Source organism: Dyella sp. BiH032 (genome assembly GCF_031954525.1).
Taxonomy (GTDB): domain Bacteria; phylum Pseudomonadota; class Gammaproteobacteria; order Xanthomonadales; family Rhodanobacteraceae; genus Dyella_D.
Window position 1 is genome coordinate 3,219,378 of sequence record NZ_CP134867.1, and the last position, 17,476, is coordinate 3,236,853.

The 17,476-nt window shown below is 68.0% G+C and carries 16 protein-coding genes and 1 tRNA gene; 6 read left to right on the forward strand and 11 right to left on the reverse strand.

Translation table 11 applies throughout. From position 1 onward, the window contains the following. The first annotated feature begins 113 nt into the window (after window positions 1–113). A tRNA-Ser gene (locus RKE25_RS14185) sits at window positions 114–203 on the forward strand. A gap of 457 nt (window positions 204–660) precedes the next feature. Here the strand turns inward: RKE25_RS14185 and serS are convergent. From serS to RKE25_RS14220, 7 genes are all read right to left on the reverse strand, one after another. Next, a complete protein-coding gene (gene serS / locus RKE25_RS14190) occupies window positions 661–1,941 on the reverse strand; it encodes a serine--tRNA ligase (protein WP_311838749.1) in 1,281 nt (426 codons plus the stop codon). A gap of 115 nt (window positions 1,942–2,056) precedes the next feature. Then, window positions 2,057–2,632: a hypothetical protein gene (locus RKE25_RS14195; protein ID WP_311838750.1), complete on the reverse strand. Its 576-nt coding sequence runs from the start codon at window positions 2,630–2,632 to the stop codon at window positions 2,057–2,059. An 89-nt stretch (window positions 2,633–2,721) separates the two neighbouring features. Further along, window positions 2,722–3,348: a DsbA family protein gene (locus tag RKE25_RS14200; protein ID WP_311838751.1), complete on the reverse strand. Its 627-nt coding sequence runs from the start codon at window positions 3,346–3,348 to the stop codon at window positions 2,722–2,724. A gap of 46 nt (window positions 3,349–3,394) precedes the next feature. Next, complete coding sequence (locus RKE25_RS14205; RefSeq protein ID WP_311838752.1) at window positions 3,395–4,729, reverse strand: replication-associated recombination protein A; 1,335 nt, start codon at window positions 4,727–4,729, stop codon at window positions 3,395–3,397. Window positions 4,730–4,800: 71 nt separating this feature from the next. After that, a complete protein-coding gene (locus RKE25_RS14210; protein WP_311838753.1) occupies window positions 4,801–5,466 on the reverse strand; it encodes a YoaK family protein in 666 nt (221 codons plus the stop codon). Between the two features lie 10 nt (window positions 5,467–5,476). Further along, a complete protein-coding gene (lolA, locus tag RKE25_RS14215; protein WP_311838754.1) occupies window positions 5,477–6,136 on the reverse strand; it encodes an outer membrane lipoprotein chaperone LolA in 660 nt (219 codons plus the stop codon). A gap of 70 nt (window positions 6,137–6,206) precedes the next feature. Continuing rightward, entirely contained in the window at window positions 6,207–8,474 is a 2,268-nt protein-coding gene (locus RKE25_RS14220; RefSeq protein WP_311842394.1) for a DNA translocase FtsK 4TM domain-containing protein, read from the reverse strand. A gap of 473 nt (window positions 8,475–8,947) precedes the next feature. Between RKE25_RS14220 and trxB the strand changes: the two genes are divergently transcribed. Genes trxB through aat form a run of 4 tightly spaced genes read left to right on the forward strand, consistent with a single transcriptional unit; the run spans window position 8,948 to window position 12,503 of the window. Further along, window positions 8,948–9,904 carry a thioredoxin-disulfide reductase gene (trxB, locus tag RKE25_RS14225; protein WP_311838755.1) on the forward strand — a complete coding sequence of 319 codons (957 nt, stop codon included), beginning with the start codon at window positions 8,948–8,950 and terminating at the stop codon, window positions 9,902–9,904. Continuing rightward, the gene (locus RKE25_RS14230) at window positions 9,904–10,563 is read left to right on the forward strand and encodes a DsbA family protein (RefSeq protein WP_311838756.1); all 660 of its coding nucleotides are present in this window, start codon (window positions 9,904–9,906) and stop codon (window positions 10,561–10,563) included. Before trxB ends, RKE25_RS14230 begins: the two co-directional genes overlap by 1 nt. Beyond that, window positions 10,564–11,763 carry a GNAT family N-acetyltransferase gene (locus RKE25_RS14235; RefSeq protein ID WP_311838757.1) on the forward strand — a complete coding sequence of 400 codons (1,200 nt, stop codon included), beginning with the start codon at window positions 10,564–10,566 and terminating at the stop codon, window positions 11,761–11,763. A gap of 2 nt (window positions 11,764–11,765) precedes the next feature. Further along, on the forward strand, window positions 11,766–12,503 hold the full coding sequence (gene aat / locus RKE25_RS14240) for a leucyl/phenylalanyl-tRNA--protein transferase (protein ID WP_311838758.1): 738 nt from the start codon (window positions 11,766–11,768) through the stop codon (window positions 12,501–12,503). Window positions 12,504–12,694: 191 nt separating this feature from the next. Here aat and RKE25_RS14245 read toward each other — a convergent pair whose 3' ends face one another. Continuing rightward, on the reverse strand, window positions 12,695–13,339 hold the full coding sequence (locus RKE25_RS14245) for a cysteine hydrolase family protein (protein ID WP_311838759.1): 645 nt from the start codon (window positions 13,337–13,339) through the stop codon (window positions 12,695–12,697). Window positions 13,340–13,448: 109 nt separating this feature from the next. On the opposite strand from RKE25_RS14245, the gene RKE25_RS14250 reads away from it, so the two are divergent. Next, window positions 13,449–14,411, forward strand: coding sequence for a helix-turn-helix domain-containing protein (locus RKE25_RS14250; protein ID WP_311838760.1), 963 nt, complete (start codon window positions 13,449–13,451; stop codon window positions 14,409–14,411). A 4-nt stretch (window positions 14,412–14,415) separates the two neighbouring features. Here the strand turns inward: RKE25_RS14250 and RKE25_RS14255 are convergent, their stop codons facing one another. The 3 genes from RKE25_RS14255 to ispG form a co-directional block, all read right to left on the reverse strand. Beyond that, window positions 14,416–15,228 (reverse strand): HD domain-containing phosphohydrolase, encoded by an 813-nt coding sequence (locus RKE25_RS14255; RefSeq protein ID WP_311838761.1) that lies wholly within the window; start codon window positions 15,226–15,228, stop codon window positions 14,416–14,418. An 84-nt stretch (window positions 15,229–15,312) separates the two neighbouring features. Then, a complete protein-coding gene (locus tag RKE25_RS14260) occupies window positions 15,313–16,002 on the reverse strand; it encodes a methyltransferase domain-containing protein (RefSeq protein ID WP_311838762.1) in 690 nt (229 codons plus the stop codon). Window positions 16,003–16,033: 31 nt separating this feature from the next. Next, window positions 16,034–17,293, reverse strand: a complete 1,260-nt coding sequence (gene ispG / locus RKE25_RS14265; RefSeq protein ID WP_311838763.1) for a flavodoxin-dependent (E)-4-hydroxy-3-methylbut-2-enyl-diphosphate synthase — start codon at window positions 17,291–17,293, stop codon at window positions 16,034–16,036. Between the last annotated feature and the right edge of the window lie 183 nt (window positions 17,294–17,476).

Sequence of the window (17,476 nt, forward strand, 5' to 3'; positions counted from 1 at the left end):
CCGCCCTTTTTCGGCGCGATACCCTCGCGCACCGGAGCTCACCACCATTCGTAGACCGGGCCATTCCTGATAGGATGTCCGGCCTGGATACCCCTGGTATCCACAGCGCTTACGGAGAGATGGCCGAGCGGTTTAAGGCACCGGTCTTGAAAACCGGCGAAGGGTCAAACCTTCCGTGGGTTCGAATCCCACTCTCTCCGCCAGATACCAGAACGCCCCCGATTGGGGGCGTTCTGGTATCTGGCGGAGAGACGGGGTGAGCACCCACCCGGGTTCGACGAATTCCCCGGGAGCGAATTTGGACAGCCGCAGGCTGGCCCCGTAGCGCGCAAGCGCGGAGGGGTTCGGCCCACGGATGGGCCGAACCATCCCACTCTGCACGGCAAAGCGCGCCCGCCATCGAGGCCGAATGCAAAACGCCCCGAGAGGGCGTTCTGGTATCTGGCGGAGAGACGGGGTAAGCACCCACCCGGGTTCGACAAATTCGCCGGGAGCGAATTTGGACAGCCGCAGGCTGGCCCCGTAGCGCGCAAGCGCGGAGGGGTTCGGCCCACGGATGGGCCGAACCATCCCACCCTGCACGGCAAAGCGCGCTACGCAATCAAGCTAAAAAAGAGCCCGGCGAACGCCGGGCTTTCTCATGTCCGGACCCACGCCCTTTCAGGCGATCTTCTCCAACCCACGCATATACGGCCGCAACACCTCCGGCACCGTGATCGAACCATCGTCGTTCTGATAGTTCTCCATCACTGCCACCAGCGTGCGGCCCACGGCCAGGCCGGAGCCGTTCAAGGTGTGCAGGAGTTCCGGCTTGCCGGTGGCGGGGTTGCGCCAGCGGGCCTGCATGCGGCGGGCCTGGAAGTCGCCGCAGTTGGAGCAGGAGGAAATCTCGCGGTACGTGTTCTGGCTCGGCAGCCACACTTCGAGGTCGTAGGTCTTGATTGCGGCGAAGCCCATGTCGCCGGTGCACAGCAGCACCTTGCGGTACGGCAGACCCAGCTGCTGCAGCACCTTCTCGGCGTGGCCGACCATTTCCTCGAGCTGCGCGTGCGACTGCTCGGGCGAGGCGATCTGCACCATCTCGACCTTCTCGAACTGATGCTGGCGGATCATGCCACGCGTATCGCGGCCGTAGCTGCCGGCCTCGGCGCGGAAGCACATCGAATGCGCGGTGAGGCGCATCGGCAGCGCGTCGGCCTCGACGATGGTGTCGGCCACGAGATTGGTGAGCGCCACTTCCGCGGTCGGAATCAGGTAGCGCTTGCTGTCGCCGACCTGGGTCGAAAACAGGTCTTCCTCGAACTTCGGCAACTGGCCGGTGCCCTGCATGGTCTCGGCATTGACGATCAGCGGCACGCTGCATTCGAGGTAGCCGTGCTCAGCCGTGTGCAGGTTGAGCATGTATTGCGCCAGCGCGCGATGCAGCTGCGCCAGCTGACCGCGCAGCACGGTGAAGCGCGCGCCCGAGAGCTTGGCGCCGGCGTCCGCGTCCAGCCAGCCGTGGCGGGCGCCGAGGTCGACGTGGTCCTTCACCTCGAAATCGAACGCGCGCGGCGTGCCCCAGCGCAGCTGTTCGACGTTCTCGGTCTCGTCCTTGCCCAGCGGCACGGACTCGTGCGGAAGATTGGGAATGCCCAGCGCGATCTGTGCGAGCTTGGCCTGCACCTCGGCCAGGGCATGTTCGTTGGCCTTCAGCTTGTCGCCGATGCCGGCGACCTCGGCCATCAGCGCCGCGACGTCCTCGCCCTTGGCCTTGGCCTGGCCGATCGCCTTGGAACGCGTATTGCGCAGGTTCTGCAGCTCCTGCGTCTCGGTGGCCAGCCGCTTGCGCTCGCTTTCCAGCGCTTCCACGGCAGCGACGTCGAGGTCGTAGCCGCGGGCTTCCTTAAGGCGCGCGGCCGTATCGGCCAGGCGCGAACGCAGCAGTGCGGGGTCCAGCATGATCGGATCCGGGTGATGGCTTGAGAACGCCGGATTATGGCGGCCGGGCCCGCATGGCCGCAATGCGACAAGGCCGCGGCGGAGCGATCTCCGCCGCGGCCCGCAAGCGTTTCGCTCAGATCGTCCGGCGCTCCCCGCGCCCCAGCCACCACGCGATCGCGGCGCCGGCCAACAGCCAGCCCACCAGCTGCTCGACCAGCGCGGCCAGGGTGAAGTCCAGCGGGAAGCGGTACCAGTTCCAGTACGGCACCATGCCGCTCAGCCAGGCGAACAGCGCCGCCGCCGCGGCGATCGCCAACCGCTTGCGGAAACCGAACGCCGCCAGGCCCATCACGAAAGCCAGCGCCAGCGCGGAAAGGGTGTCGGAAGCCCATTGCCGGCCAAGCTGCGGCCCCATCTGCATCATGTCGTCGCCTTGCGGCATATAGACGACCCATGCGTACGGCGCGGCCTTCGCCTTCTCGCTATACGCCTTGGCCACGGCCGGATCGGACAGCTTCGCCGGATCGACGGACGGCAGGATGTAGACCCCCGCCTCCATCCCCAGCCCCTGGTGCAACGAGCCGAGCACGGTGTCCTCGGCGACGGGCTGCCGGATACCTACGTTGCCCAGCCCCAGCGCCATGTGCGCCACGGCACCCCAGATGAACATCACGATGCCGCCGATCAAGGCGGCCACGAGTACGCGCATATCCCTTCCTCCCCCCGGTCGAAAACGTTGCGGTGGCCGGAATCTATGCCCGGCCGCCGAAATCCCGCAAGGGTGGTCGCAACAGGCGATCAGAGACGCGATGCGCCGACCGGCAGGTGGGCCACGCGGTGCATTTCCGCTTCTTCCCACAGGTCCGGATCGCGCAGGCAGGCCAGCGCGAAATCATGGGCGTCGCTGCCCCAGAAAAGCCTTCCATCGATCGACAGCGTCGGGACGCCGAATACGCCTTCGGCCATGGCCGCTTCGAAGTTGGCCTTGAGCTGCGCCTTCACCGCGGGATCGGCCACGGCGGCCGCCGGTTCGGCGATACCCAGGCCGGTCGCCACGGGGGCGAGCGCCTCGATCGTGTCGCCTTCGCGCCCCTGCCCCCAGATCCAGTCGAAGATCGCTTCCGTCGCCGGCACGCCGCTGCCCGCGGCGATGCACAGGCGCAGCGCGGCCAGCGGATTGAACGGATGCCGCGGCGGGAAATGCAGCGGATACCCGGCCTGCCGCGCGCGCCACAGCACGTGGCGATAGATGAATTCGCGCTTGGCCGGAATCTCCGCCGGCCCCTTCTGCCCGACGCGATCCAGGACCCCGGCGAGCAGCACCGGGCGTAGCGTCACCGGCCGTTCTTCCGCCAGCGCCTTGATGTGCGGCCACTGCAGCCAGGCGAAGGGAGAGATGAAATCGAAATACCAGACGACGGACATGCGGGCCTCGTTGGTTCGCCGCGCGACGCCATGCCGCGCCGTGGCGTTACTCGCTCTTCGCTCGCGCCTGGCGTCGCGCTTCGCGCAGGCTCAGCAGCTTCTCGCGCAGCTTCAATTCCAGGCCGCGTTCCACCGGCTCGTAGAACACAGTGCCTTCGAGCGCCTCCGGCAGGCATTGCTGGTCCAGCGCAATGCCGCCGACGGCGTCGTGGTCGTACTGGTAGCCCTTGCCGTAGCCCAGACCCTTCATCAATTTGGTGGGCGCGTTGCGCAGGTGCATGGGCACGTCCAGGGTGCCGGTCTCGCGCACCACCGCGCGGGCCTGGTTGTAGGCCGTGTAGGCCGCATTGCTCTTCGGCGCGATGGCGAGCCAGATCGCGAGCTGTGCCAGCCCCAGCTCGCCCTCGGGGCTGCCGAGCCGTTCGTACGTATCCCACGCGTCCAGCGCCATGCGCCATGCGCGCGGCTCGGCCAGGCCGACGTCTTCTACCGCCATGCGGGTCATGCGCCGCGCGAGGTACAGCGGGTCCACGCCGCCGTCCAGCATGCGGCACAGCCAGTACACAGCCGCATCCGGATCGGACGATCGCACGGACTTATGCAATGCCGAGATCTGGTCGTAGAACTGCTCTCCGCCCTTGTCGAAACGGCGCGTGCGATCGGCCAGCACCTGCTCGAGCGTCGCCTCGTCGATGCGGCCGTCCTCGGCCAGCTCGGCGGCGATTTCCAGCAAGGTCAGCGCACGCCGGACGTCGCCGTCGGCGGCTCGCGCGATCAGGTGCAGCGATTCGTCGCTGACCGAAAGCCCCTGCCCGCCCAGGCCACGCTCCGCATCATCGAGCGCTCGCTTCAGCGCACTGACGATGTCGTCCGCCGATACCGCCTCCAGCACATGCACGCGGCAGCGCGACAACAGTGCGGAATTGAGTTCGAACGAGGGGTTCTCGGTGGTGGCGCCGATGAAGATGATCACGCCGCGCTCGATGTGCGGCAGGAACGCATCCTGCTGCGCCTTGTTGAAACGGTGCACCTCGTCCACGAACAGCACCGTGCGCCGCCCCTGCGCGAAGTTGGCCTCGGCCTCGGCCAACGCCTTGCGTACCTCCGGCAAGCCGGACAGCACGGCGGAGATCGCGCGGAAATCGGCATCGGCGTAGCGCGCCACCAGCAACGCCAGCGTGGTCTTGCCGCAGCCCGGCGGCCCCCACAGCACCATCGAATGCACGCGGCCGGCTTCCAGCGCGCGGCGCAAGGCCTTGCCCGGCGCGAGCACGCGCTGCTGGCCCACGATCTCATCCAGGCTGCGCGGCCGCATGCGCTCGGCCAGCGGCTTGAGGTCGTCGGATTCGGGGAAGAGGTCGGAGGAACCGCGGGCGGACATGCGGGGAATCATAACGCGGGGAAGCCGCGGGGCGCGGCAAGGGCTGGGTTCCCCCCAGGCGATTTCGCTACTCAATCCGTCAGATGGCGATGTCGATACACGGCATAGACCAGCCCGATCGCCCCGGTCATCACTGCCGGCAACAGCAAGGTACGCTCGGCCAGCGTGCCGAATGCCAGCGCGCCCACCGCGCTACCTGCGATAAAACTGCCGGCCACCAGCACGCACACCTGGATGCGCAGCATGTCCACCTCCAGCCCGCGCAGGCGTTGGCCGAGATAGATGCCCAGGTCGGTGAAGATGCCCGAGAGATGCGTGGTGCGGAACGTGGCGCCGCTGTAGGTGCTGGCCATGGCGTTCTGCAGGCCGCAGGCGATCGAGGCCAGGTACAGGCCGATGTCGTTGCCGGCGTGGATCAAGGGCACCGCCGAAAACAGCAGGGCCGATTCCACCATCAGTGCCACGCCGTAGCGCCGCCCGAGCTTCAACGTATGCTGCTGCACGATGAAGCCGCTGAGCACCGCGCCGGCCAGGAACGCCGCGATGGCCAGCGCCCAGTGCAGCAGCTCGCCGCGGTTGCCTTCGGCCGCGGCCACGCCCATCAGGGTGGCGGTGCCGGTGAGATGGGTAATCGCCTGGTGGCGGAATCCCATGAAGCCGACCGCGTTGATCATCCCGGCGATGAAGGCCAGCAGGCCTCCGCCGATCCAGGCCCAGCGCGGCAGCTGGCGCAGCATGGGAGTGCGATCAGTCCTTCAGCGGTTGGGTCTGGATCACCGGAGCGTCGCCGATCACGTCGGCGCCCTTCGGCGGCACGAAATTGAACGTCGCCGGCGGAATCGGCGGATTGCGCTGCCAGCCGGAAAAACGAATCTCGGTCACGGCGCCGAGCTGGTCGCGGAAGGTCATGCGCGCCAGGCCGCTGGCGTCGAAGCCGAGGTCGGCGTAGTCGAACTGCGGGTCCTTGGCGGCCGAGGTGAGGCGCAGCCAGGCCAGGCCGTCGTGCTCGCCCTGCTCCGCCACCTTGAAGTCGCGGTCCATCTGCTTGAGATCGGTGAGCACGGTGAGCGGACTGTGCGCTTCTTCGGTGCTCTGCACGCGCACCGTCACCTGCTCCAGGTCCGGGTCGTACAGCCACACGCGGCTGCCGTCAGCGACGATGGTCTGCTTGTACGGCGTCAATGTCTCCCAGCGGAACTGGCGCGGGGCTTCCAGCGCCAGCGTGCCGGAACTGGTCTTGCCCTTGCCGCCGTTGGCGTCTGTCAGCGTCTGCGTGAAGTTGCCGGTCAGCGAATGCAGGCCGTTGGCGAAGGCGTCCAGCCGCGCGCGGGCCGGGCCGGCCGCGGCGTGGACGGCGCCGCCGACCGTGAGGGCCAGGGCGGCACAGAAAGCGAGGAAGCGGTTCATGGAAGTCCCTGTTGCTTGGATCGGCGATGGCGGCGGAGTGTGCGCCGCCATCGCTTAATGGAAAGGCCGGTCACTTCGGCGGCGGCGGCGCCAGCACCTCGCGGTTGCCATTGTGCTGCGGGGCGCTCACCACGCCGTCCTGCTCCATCTGTTCGATCAGGCGGGCGGCGCGGTTATAGCCGATGCGCAGGTGGCGCTGCACGCCGGAGATCGATGCGCGCCGCGTCTCGGTGACGATGCGCACCGCCTTGTCGTACAGCTGGGTATCGGCATCGCCGCCTTCCTCGCCGTCCTGCGGCAGGCCGGAGTCGTTGATGAATTTGCCGTCGGCGGTGGCCTGCACCTCTTCGAGCACGCCTTCGATGTACTGCGGCGCACCCTGCGACTTCAGCCAGGCCACCACGTTGTGTACCTCATGGTCGTCCACGAAGGCGCCGTGCACGCGCTCGGGCGTGGCGGTGCCGGGCGGCAGATGGAGCATGTCGCCGTGGCCCAGCAGCGTTTCCGCGCCGGACTGGTCGAGAATCGTGCGCGAGTCGATCTTGGACGACACCTGGAACGCGATGCGCGTCGGGATATTGGCCTTGATCAGGCCGGTGATCACGTCCACCGAGGGGCGCTGCGTCGCCAGCACCAGGTGCACGCCGGCCGCGCGCGCCTTCTGCGCCAGGCGGGCGATCAGCTCTTCGACCTTCTTGCCGACGATCATCATCATGTCGGCGAATTCGTCGATGATGACCACGATGTACGGCAACGGCTCCAGCGGCTCCGCGGCCAGGTTCGGCATCTCCGGATTCGGGCGGAACAGCGGATCCAGCAGCGGCTGGCCGGCGTTCTCCGCGTCCTTCACCTTCTTGTTGAAGCCCGCCAGGTTGCGCACGCCCACCGCGGCCATCAGCTTGTAGCGGCGCTCCATCTCGGCCACGCACCAGCGCAGCGCGTTGGCGGCTTCCTTCATGTCGGTGACGACCGGCGCGAGCAGATGCGGGATGCCCTCGTAGACCGAGAGCTCCAGCATCTTCGGGTCGATCATGATCATGCGCACGTCCTTGGCGCTGGCCTTGTACAGCAGGCTCAGCACCATGGCGTTCACCGCCACCGACTTGCCCGAACCGGTGGTGCCGGCCACCAGCAGGTGCGGCATCTTCGCCAGGTCTGCCACCACCGGGCGCCCGGCGATGTCCTTGCCCAGCGCCAGCGCCAGCGGCGACTTGGTCTGGTCGTACCGCTCCGAGCGGAGAATCTCCGAGAGGTACACGATCTGCTTCTTGGCGTTGGGGATCTCCAGGCCGATCACGTTCTTGCCCGGGATCACGTCCACCACGCGCACGCTCACCACCGACAGGCCGCGCGCGATGTCCTTGTCCAGGCTCGACACCTGCGAACCGCGCACGCCCGCGGCGGGCTCCAGCTCGAAGCGGGTGATCACCGGGCCCGGATACACGCCCACCACCTTGGCCTCGATGCGGAAATCCTTGAGCTTCAGCTCGACCTGGCGCGACAGCACTTCGAGGGTTTCCTCGGAATAGCCCGGCCCCTGCGGCGGCGCTTCGTCCAGCAGCGACAGCGGCGGCAGCTCGCCCGCGGACGATGCCCCGGTGAACAGCGGGATCTGCGTCTCCACCTTGGCGCGCTCGCTCTTGGGCGCCGGCGGCGGCGGTGCCTCGATACGCACCGGCTCGCGCTTGGCCTGCTTGACCGCCTCGACCTTCTTGACCACTTCGCGCTCGGCGCGGGCCTGGCGCGCCGCCAGCACTTCGGGCGCCTCTTTCAGCTTGCCGCCGAACCAGCCGGCGATCTTCAGAATGCCCTGCCCGGTCAGATCCATCAGCTTGAACCAGGACAGCCCGGTGGCCAGCGTCACCGCGATCAGGAAGATGGCCAGCAGCAGCAGCGGCGCACCGGTATCGCCGAAGGCATGCAACAGGCCGCGGCCCACCCACATGCCGATGATGCCGCCCACGCCCTGGGGCAGCACCGGTTCCGCGGGGAACTTCAGGTACAGCAGCGCCGGCGCGGTGATGAAGAAGAACACCGAGCCGATCAGCCGCAGCGATGGTTCCCACGGCTGCACCGTGCGCACGCCGCGGTTGCGCAGCACCTGCACGCCCAGCCCCAGCAGCAGCAGCGGGAAGCAGTACGCGACGAGGCCGAAGATGTAGCGCAGCAGGTTGGCGATATTGGCGCCCACCTCGCCGCCGAAGTTGCGCGCATGCTCCACCGTGCTGGCATGGCCCCAGCTCGGGTCCTGGTCGTTGTAGCTGAACAGGCAGACCAGCAGGTACAGCGCCAGCGGCAGCAACAGCAGCGCCCCCGCCTCGCGCAGCCGGCGCTTCAGCTCCTCGCTGAGGCCAGTGCGTTCCTTTTCCTTCACTTTCTTGACGTTCGCGCTACGCGCCACCGTATTCCTCGCGTGCCGGCCTCAGCGGCCAGCTTCTACTGCTTCGCCCGGGCAAAAGCCAGGACCCCGGTCTCACGAACCTTGTCCCCACGCCCCCGCGGGACCCAAATCAACGCCCCGGCCGGAGCCGGGGCGAAACGCAAGCGACCGATCCTCGGCGCCGGCCCTTGAGCGCGGGATGAACCCCGCCGGCCGTGCGCGAACGATGGGGACGCCTCGATCCTTCGACCTCGAATCGCTCAGCCCCATCATTCAACCTTGAATCGGCCATCCGTCTTCCCCATTCTGTCGGGCTCCGACTGCCGGGCTCCGACGTTTCGCCGCGCCCTTGAACCGGTGTGAGGAAACCGCCGTAAAGGCCGGAACGAATAGCAATTCCAAGTTGCAAATAACACCCAAGGATTATAACCATGAGCACCCCCAAGCACAGCCGCCTGCTGATCCTCGGCTCCGGCCCCGCCGGCTACACCGCGGCCGTGTACGCGGCCCGCGCGAACCTCAAGCCGACTCTGGTCACCGGCCTGCAACAGGGCGGCCAGCTCATGACCACTACCGACGTGGAGAACTGGCCTGGCGACAAGGCTGTGCAGGGCCCGGAACTGATGACGCGCCTGGCCGAGCACGCCGAGCACTTCAAGACCGAGATGGTGTTTGACCACATCCATAGCGCCGACCTGAGCCAGCGCCCGTTCCGCCTCAAGGGCGACTCCGGCGAATACACCGCTGACGCGCTGATCATCGCCACGGGCGCCACCGCCAAATACCTCGGCATCGAGAGCGAGCAGCATTTCAAGGGCAAGGGCGTCTCCGCCTGCGCCACCTGCGACGGCTTCTTCTTCCGCGAGCAGGAAGTGGTGGTGGTCGGCGGCGGCAACACCGCCGTGGAAGAGGCGCTGTACCTGTCCAACCTGTGCAGCAAGGTCACCCTGGTGCACCGCCGCGACAAGCTGCGCGCCGAAAAGATCATGCAGGACAAGCTGTTCGAGAAGGCCGCCGCCGGCAAGATCGAGCTGGTGTGGAACCACACCATCGACGAGGTGCTGGGCGACACCAGCGGCGTCACCGGCGTGCGCGTGAAGGACGTCAACTCCGGCGCCACCCGCGACATCCAGGCCACCGGCTTCTTCGTCGCCATCGGCCACACGCCCAACACCGGCATCTTCGAAGGCCAGCTGGACATGCAGGACGGTTACCTGAAGATCCGCAGCGGCCAGAACGGCCTCGCCACCATGACTTCGGTGCCGGGCGTGTTCGCTGCCGGCGACGTGGCCGACCACGTCTACCGCCAGGCCATCACCTCCGCCGGCTTCGGCTGCATGGCCGCGCTGGACGCCGAGCGCTGGCTGGACCAGCAGACCCCGGCCTGATGAGCACTCCGCTGGCCACGCTGCACTACATCCACGACCCGCTGTGCGGCTGGTGCTACGGCGCCCAGCCGCTGGTGAGCGCCGCGGTCGCCATGCTCGGCGACCGTCTCGCGCTGCGCCTGCACGGCGGCGCCCTGTTCGCCGAGCCGCAGGAACTGACCCCGTCGATGGCCGAGCACATCGTCCGCGCGGACGAGCGCATCGAGCAGATCAGCGGACAGCCGTTCGGCGACGCCTACACCGAGGGCCTGCTCGCCGAGCAGAGCACCGTGCTGTATTCGCTGCCGCCGATCGCGGCCATCCTCGCCGCCGAATCGCTGCATCCCGAGGCCGCCTACCCCATGCTGGCGGCGATCCAGAACGCGCACTACCAGCGCGGCCTGCGCGTGGTGGAACACGACGTGCTAACCGAGCTGGCCGAGGAGATCGGCTTGCCCGGCACGCGCTTCGCCGAGGCGCTCGAAAGCGCGCTCGCGCACGACGTGATCGAACACGTCCAGGCCAGCCGTCGCCTGCTGGGCGACGTCGGCGGCCAGGGCTTCCCCACCCTGGTGCTGGAAATCGGCGGCGCGATGCAGCTGCTGACGCACCACCAGGACTTCGGCCGGCCCGATGCCTTCGTCGAACGCATCGCGGCCCGCCTGCCGGCGGTCCACTGAATGACGCGCGGCCATCGTCCACCGGTGGCCGTGGAACGGCAGGCCGTGCTGGAAGCTCGTTTTCATCCGCGCATCGAAGAGATGCCTGCCGGCGCCTGGGATGCACTGCGCGCCGACGGCAACCCCTTCCTCTCGCATGCCTTCCTCGCCGCGCTGGAAGCCACCGGCTGCATCCGCGAGGACTGGGGCTGGCGCGCCCACCACCTGGGCCTCTACGAAGAGGACCGCCTGGTGGCAGCCGCGCCGCTCTATCTGAAGGGCAACTCGCACGGCGAATTCGTGTTCGACTGGAGCTGGGCCTCCGCCTGGGAACGCGCCGGCGGCGACTATTACCCCAAGCTGCTCAACGCCGTGCCCTACTCGCCCGTGCCTGGCCCGCGCCTGCTTGCCGGGCATGGCGAGGACGCGCCGCACCGCCGACGGGCGCTGGTGGCAGCGATGCGCGAGCTGGCGGACCGGCACGGACTTTCCTCCGTGCATGCCAACTTCCTCGCGCCCGACGACCTGCCCGCCTTCGACGGCGACTGGCTTGTGCGCTCCGACGTGCAGTTCCACTGGCCCAACCGCGACCAGAACGGCCACGGCTACGACAGCTTCGAGGACTTCCTCGCCGCGCTCAACCACAAGAAGCGCAAGAACATCCGCCAGGAGCGCGCGCACGTCGCCCGCGCCGGCCTGCGCCTGGAATGGCGCCGTGGCGACAGCCTCGGCGAGGACGAGTGGCGCGAAGTGCATCGCCTCTACGAGAGCACCTTCGACGCCAAGGGCAATCACGCGGCGCTGACCCGCCGCTTCTTCCTCAGCCTCGGATCGGCGCTCGGCAAAGCCACTCATCTCGCCCTCGCCTGGGACGGCGAGCGCATGGTGGCGATGGCGCTGTTCCTGCAGAGTACCGACGCGCTGTACGGCCGCTACTGGGGCAGCCACATCGAGGTACCCGGCCTGCATTTCGAACTTTGCTATTACCAGGGCATCGAGCACGCCATCCGCGAAGGCCTCCAGCGCTTCGAGCCCGGCGCCCAGGGCGAGCACAAGCTGGCGCGCGGTTTTCTGCCGGCACGTACCCATTCGCGCCATTACCTGGCTGATCCGGCGTTCCGCAAAGCCGTGCGCGCGGCGCTTGCGCGCGAAGCCGAAGCAGTCGACGCTTATGCCGCCGACCTGCTCGACCACAGCCCGTACGCCCACCGCGACGCCTGACCATGATCCGCCTGCCCCTGCTCGACGCCGCCCATCCCGAGCAGTTCCCCGATCCCGGCCGGGCCATGGCCGATCCCAATGGCTTGCTCGCCTTCGGCGGCGATCTGTCGCCGCGCCGGCTGCTGGCGGCGTACGCGCGCGGCATCTTCCCCTGGTACAACGAGGACGAGCCGATCCTGTGGTGGTCGCCCGATCCGCGCTGCGTGCTCCATACCGACCGGCTCAAGGCCAACCGCAGCCTGCGCCGGCAGATCGGACACAAGTCCTGGCGCATCACCCTGGACCACGCCTTCCCCGTCATCGTCGAAGCCTGCGCGGCCCCACGCCCCGGCCAGCTCGGCACCTGGATCGTGCCGGCGATGGTCGACGCCTACACGCAACTGCACGACATGGGCCATGCGCACAGCGTCGAGGTGTGGGAAGGCGAGCGCCTCGTCGGCGGCATCTACGGCGTCACGGTAGGACGGCTGTTCTGCGGCGAATCGATGTTCAGCCGCGAGAGCGGCGGTTCCAAGCTGGCCTTGCTCGCGCTGGGGCAGCTGCTGCACCGCTGGGACTATCCGCTCATCGACGCGCAGGTCACCAACAGCCATCTGCTCAGCCTGGGCGCGGTGGAATACCCGCGCGAACAGTTCCTCGGCACCGTGCGCCAGCTGGTGCGCCTGCCCGGTCAGCCGGGGAACTGGAAGCGCTTCACGCCGTTGGTGGAAGAGACGATGGCGGGGTTGAGGAGAGGGTGATTCATGGCACGCATCTCTCCTCTGGGGTGAAGATGACGGCCCCATAGGTGTTCGTTGGTCGCAATGTGATGAGAGGCCGGGGCTCGCCGGAAAGGCTCTTCACGCGAGGCTCGATATCGCTTTCCGCTTCCACGCTCCGCTCGGCCCCTCACCCCAGCCCTCTCCCCGGAGGGGAGAGGGGGCAAAGTGCGTTACGCCGCCTTGGCCTCGCGCAGCTTCCGCGCATTCGCATACGAAGCGAGGATGTCCTCGCGCACCGGCGCCTCGCCGGTCGCCAGGCAGCGTTCCCACTCCTCTACGCTCAGCACCGCCGCGAAGCGCGACTGCTCCACCACCATGAACACGCGGTGGATCTCCTCTGCCGTCGCGTGCCCGGCGCGGTTGGCATAGGAGACGGCGCCCGAGGCGTCGTGCAGGAATTCCACGGCCATGCCGCGATCGAACGCATGCTTCATCGTGGTGTCGTTGCAGTTGTGCGTCATGTAGCCCACGACGGTGAGCGTGTCGATGCCCTGCGCATCCAGCCACGCGGCCAGGCCGGTATCGGCGAAGGCACTCGGCAACGGCTTGCCGAAGAAGGCGTCGCGATGGCGGCGCGCTACTTCCGGATGCAGCTCCCAGCCATGCGAGCCCTCGGCAAAGGCCGGGCCGCCGGCGGGTGAGTTCTGCTGGATGACGATCACTGGAATGCCGGCCGCTGCTGCTACATCCATGGCGCGTGCGATCTTCGGCAGGCTGTCGGACACCGGCGGGTATTCGATCTGCAGGTTGCCGCTGAAGTACTCGTTCTGCACGTCGATTACGATCAGTGCGCGACGGGGGGACTTGGCGTTCATGGCATGGCTCCTTGCGTTGGAAAGTGTGCACATGCTGCGCTTCCGGCCACTTGCGCAGGAGTGGCCTGAAGGACAATCATCGATGCGATCGGGCCAACCGGAAACTCGCATGCGCAAGATCCGCATCGCCGTCGTGGCGTTCAACGACATTCTCCCCTTCCATCTCTCCGTGCCTTGCGGCGTGTTCGATGCCGTGCTGCGCCAGCAGGATTCGCCATTCCGGCTGCGCGTGTGCTCGGCCGAAGGCAAGCGCTTGCGCAGCGCCTCGGGCTTTCTCCTCGCCACCGATTACGGATTGGACGAACTGCGCCATGCCGACGTCGTGATCGTGCCTTCCTGGCGCGATGCGCAGGAACGCCCGCCGCAGGCCTTGCTGGACGCCCTCCGGCAGGCCGCCGCGCGCGGCAAGCGCATCGTGGGCCTGTGCATGGGCGCCTTCGTCCTCGGCCACGCAGGCCTGCTCGACGGACGGCGTGCCACCACGCACTGGATCGCCACCGATGAGTTGGCCAGGCAGTTCCCGACCGCGAAAGTGGACCCGGACGTGCTCTATGTGGATGCCGGCCAGGTGGTCACGTCCGCCGGCGCGGCCGCCGGCATCGACTGCTGCCTGCACCTGGTGCGCCAATTGCTGGGCAGCGAACACGCCAACCGCATCGCGCGCCGCATGGTGGTCTCGCCGTTCCGCCACGGCGGGCAGGCGCAATTCATCGAGCAGCCGGTGCCGGCGATGGCCGGGGACGAACGCCTGGGCAAGCTGCTGGAGAACGTCCGCCGCAAGCTGCACCAGCCGCACAACCTGGATGAGATCGCCGAGCGAGCCGCGATGAGCCGGCGCAGTTTCACCCGCCATTTCCGCCAGCTCACCGGTACCAGCTTCGGCGAATGGCTGATGTCGCAGCGGCTGAGCGAAGCGCAACGCCTGCTGGAAACCACCAACCTGCCGTTGGAACGCATCGCCGGCGCGATAGGGCTGGGTTCGCCGGTCACGCTGCGCCAGCATTTCCAGCGCGCGTTCCGCACGTCGCCGGCCCAGTATCGGCGGACCTTCAACGCGGCGAAAGCGGCTTGACGCGCTATGCCTCCGGCGCCATGCCCGCCCGCTTGATGTCGTCGTAGTTGGCCAGGAACAGCGCCACCAGCGCCGGATCGAGCTGGCTGCCGGCGATCTTGCGCAGGTAGGCGATCACTTCGTCTTCCGGCCAGGCCGGTTTGTAGACGCGCGGAAAGCTCAGCGCATCCCAGACGTCCACCACGCTGAACACGCGCGCGGCCAGCGGAATCTGCTCGGCGCGCAAGCCGCGCGGATAACCGCCGCCGTCCCAGCGCTCATGATGGTTGTACGGGATGTCGACCGCATCGCGCAGGAAATCCACCTGCTGCAGCAGGTCGTAGCCAAGCCGCGGATGCGTGCGCATCACCGTGATCTCCTCTTCGGTGAGCGGACCGGGCTTGATCAGGATGGCATCCGGCAAGGCGAGCTTGCCGATGTCGTGCAGCAAGGCGCCGAAACGGATGCGGCGCAGCTCCTCGCCGCCGATGCCGGCCAGCCGCGCCAGCGCCAGCGTCATCCGCATCACGCGGTCGGAGTGGTCGCGCGTTTCCTTGTGGCGGATGTCCATCGCGTGGACCAGCGCCCGCAGCGCCTCCTCGTTGCCCTGGAGCAGGCGCAGGTTGGACTGCTTCATGCGGCGGTAATCACGGTCGAGCATCACGTACAGCAGCGCACCGGTGACGACGACGAAGACGGTGCCCTTGACGCTTTGCCACAGGCCCAGCGCTTCCGTATTGCTCACCAGGTGGCGCAGCACGAGATTCGACAGCCAGATCCAAGCGCTGGCCGCGATCACGTACGCAAGCACCGTGCGTACTTGAGGCTTCAGTGCCATTCCATCCCCCTTGCCGCCCAGGAACCTCCTGTCCGCGGGCGTGAGCGGAGAGCTTAGCGCCAACCAGCCGCCGGCGGGTGTGCGTCAGGTCGTGGGCCGGCTGGCCGCCAGCGCGAACAGGATCGATGCCGGCCGGCCGCTGTCCGGGTGCAACGGTTCCTCGATGCGCAGCAGATGCAGGCCGCAGGCGGTGAAGGTGTCGAGCCAGCCGCCGAGCGTGCGGAAATACCATGGCGCCGCCTCGCCGAAGCCATCGCCGCAACCGGCCCACGAACCTTCGCGCCAGCCGTCGCGATACGGCAGCTCGCCGCACGCGGTGACGGGGTGCAGCGTCTGCACCAGCAGTACGCCGCCGGGTTCGAGCAGGGCCGGTACGGCGGCCAGCACGGCATCCGTGGACGCCTGCCCCAGCAAGGAAAAATTGCACACCGCCACGTCGGCTTTCGCTCGCAGTTCGCCCGCGCCGATCTGCTCGTACGTCATGACCTCGAACCGGCCGCCGCCCTGCGTACGCGCCGCCTCCACCAGCGCCGGCACCGCGTCGACGCCGAGCACGTCCACGCCCCGTGCCGCCAGCGCGCGGGCCAGCCAGCCCTCGCCGCAACCCAGGTCGATGACGCAGCGTGGCGACTGCGCCAGCACCGCCTCCAGGATGACGGCATCGGTGACCCGTTTGCGGCTCTCGATGCGCTGCGCGCGGACAGCCTCGGCCCACGGCCCGGCGTTCTGGCGCCAGGCCTGCAGGATGGCTTCTTCAGGGAGCGGCGTGGTCATGCGGGAAATCCTCGTGGCCGCGCCGCCTCGGTCAGCCGCCGCGCGCCGCGTAGCGCCGGGCGACGTAGTCGTCCAGGATGCCGATGAACTCTGCCGCGATGTTGTCGCCGCGCAGCGTCATGGCCTTCTCGCCGTCGATGAACACCGGCGCGGCCGGCGCTTCGCCGTTGCCCGGCAGCGAAATACCGATGTTGGCGTGCTTGGATTCGCCCGGCCCGTTCACCACGCAGCCCATCACCGCCAGGGTGAGGTTCTCCACGCCGTCGTACTTCACGCGCCACTCCGGCATGCGCTCGCGCACGTGCCCCTGCACCGTCTTGGCCAGTTCCTGGAAGAACTCGCTGGTGGTGCGGCCGCAGCCCGGGCAGGCGGTGACCAGCGGAGTGAACGCGCGCAGGCCCATGGTCTGCAGCAGTTCCTGCGCCACCACCACCTCGCCCGTGCGCGAGGCGCCCGGTTCCGGCGTGAGCGAGATGCGAATGGTGTCGCCGATGCCTTCCTGCAACAGCACCGCCAGCGCCGCGCTGGACGCGGTGATGCCCTTCGAGCCCATGCCGGCCTCGGTCAGGCCCAGGTGCAAGGCATAGTCGCAGCGCTCGGCCAGGTCGCGGTACACCGCGATCAGCTCCTGCACGCCGGAAACCTTGCAGGAAAGAATGATGCGCTCGCGCGGCAGGCCGATCTCCTCGGCGCGGATGGCCGAGTCCAGCGCGGAACGGATCAACGCCTCGCGCGCCACCAGCGCCGCATCCCACGGTTCGGCACGCTGGTGGTTCTCGTCCATCAGCGCGGCGACCATCGACTGGTCCAGCGATCCCCAGTTGGCACCGATGCGCACCGGCTTGCCGTACTGGATGGCCTTCTCGATGATCGCGGCGAACTGGCTGTCCTTCTTCTTGCCGAAGCCGACATTGCCCGGATTGATGCGGTACTTGGCCAGCGCCTCGGCGCAGGCGGGCTCCTGCTCCAGCAGCTGGTGACCGTTGTAATGGAAGTCGCCGATGATCGGCACCTCCACGCCCATCATCTCCAGCCGCTCGCGGATGCGCGGTACCGCCGCTGCCGCGGCCGGCGTGTTCACCGTGATGCGCACCAGCTCGGAACCGGCGCGGGCCAGTTCGGCGATCTGCTTCGCGGTGCTGGCCGGATCCTCGGTGTCGGTGTTGGTCATCGACTGCACCACGATCGGCGCGCCGCCGCCCACCGTGACCTTGCCGATGCGCACGCCCACGCTAGGGCGGCGCTGACCGGGCTCGGCCGGACGGGGAATGGAAGAAGACTTGTCGCTCATGGAGAAACCGGCTGGATGAGAAGGCCGCCACCTGCGCGCGGCAAGCCGCAAGGATACTTCAACCGGCAAGGCGGCTTCATGACCGCGGAGGCCCCCGGAAAGGCGCGTCGGAACGCCGCGCGGCATAACCGCGCACGGACATGCCGCGCGCGCAGTGGGTACTCATCATGGTTGACGACGCAA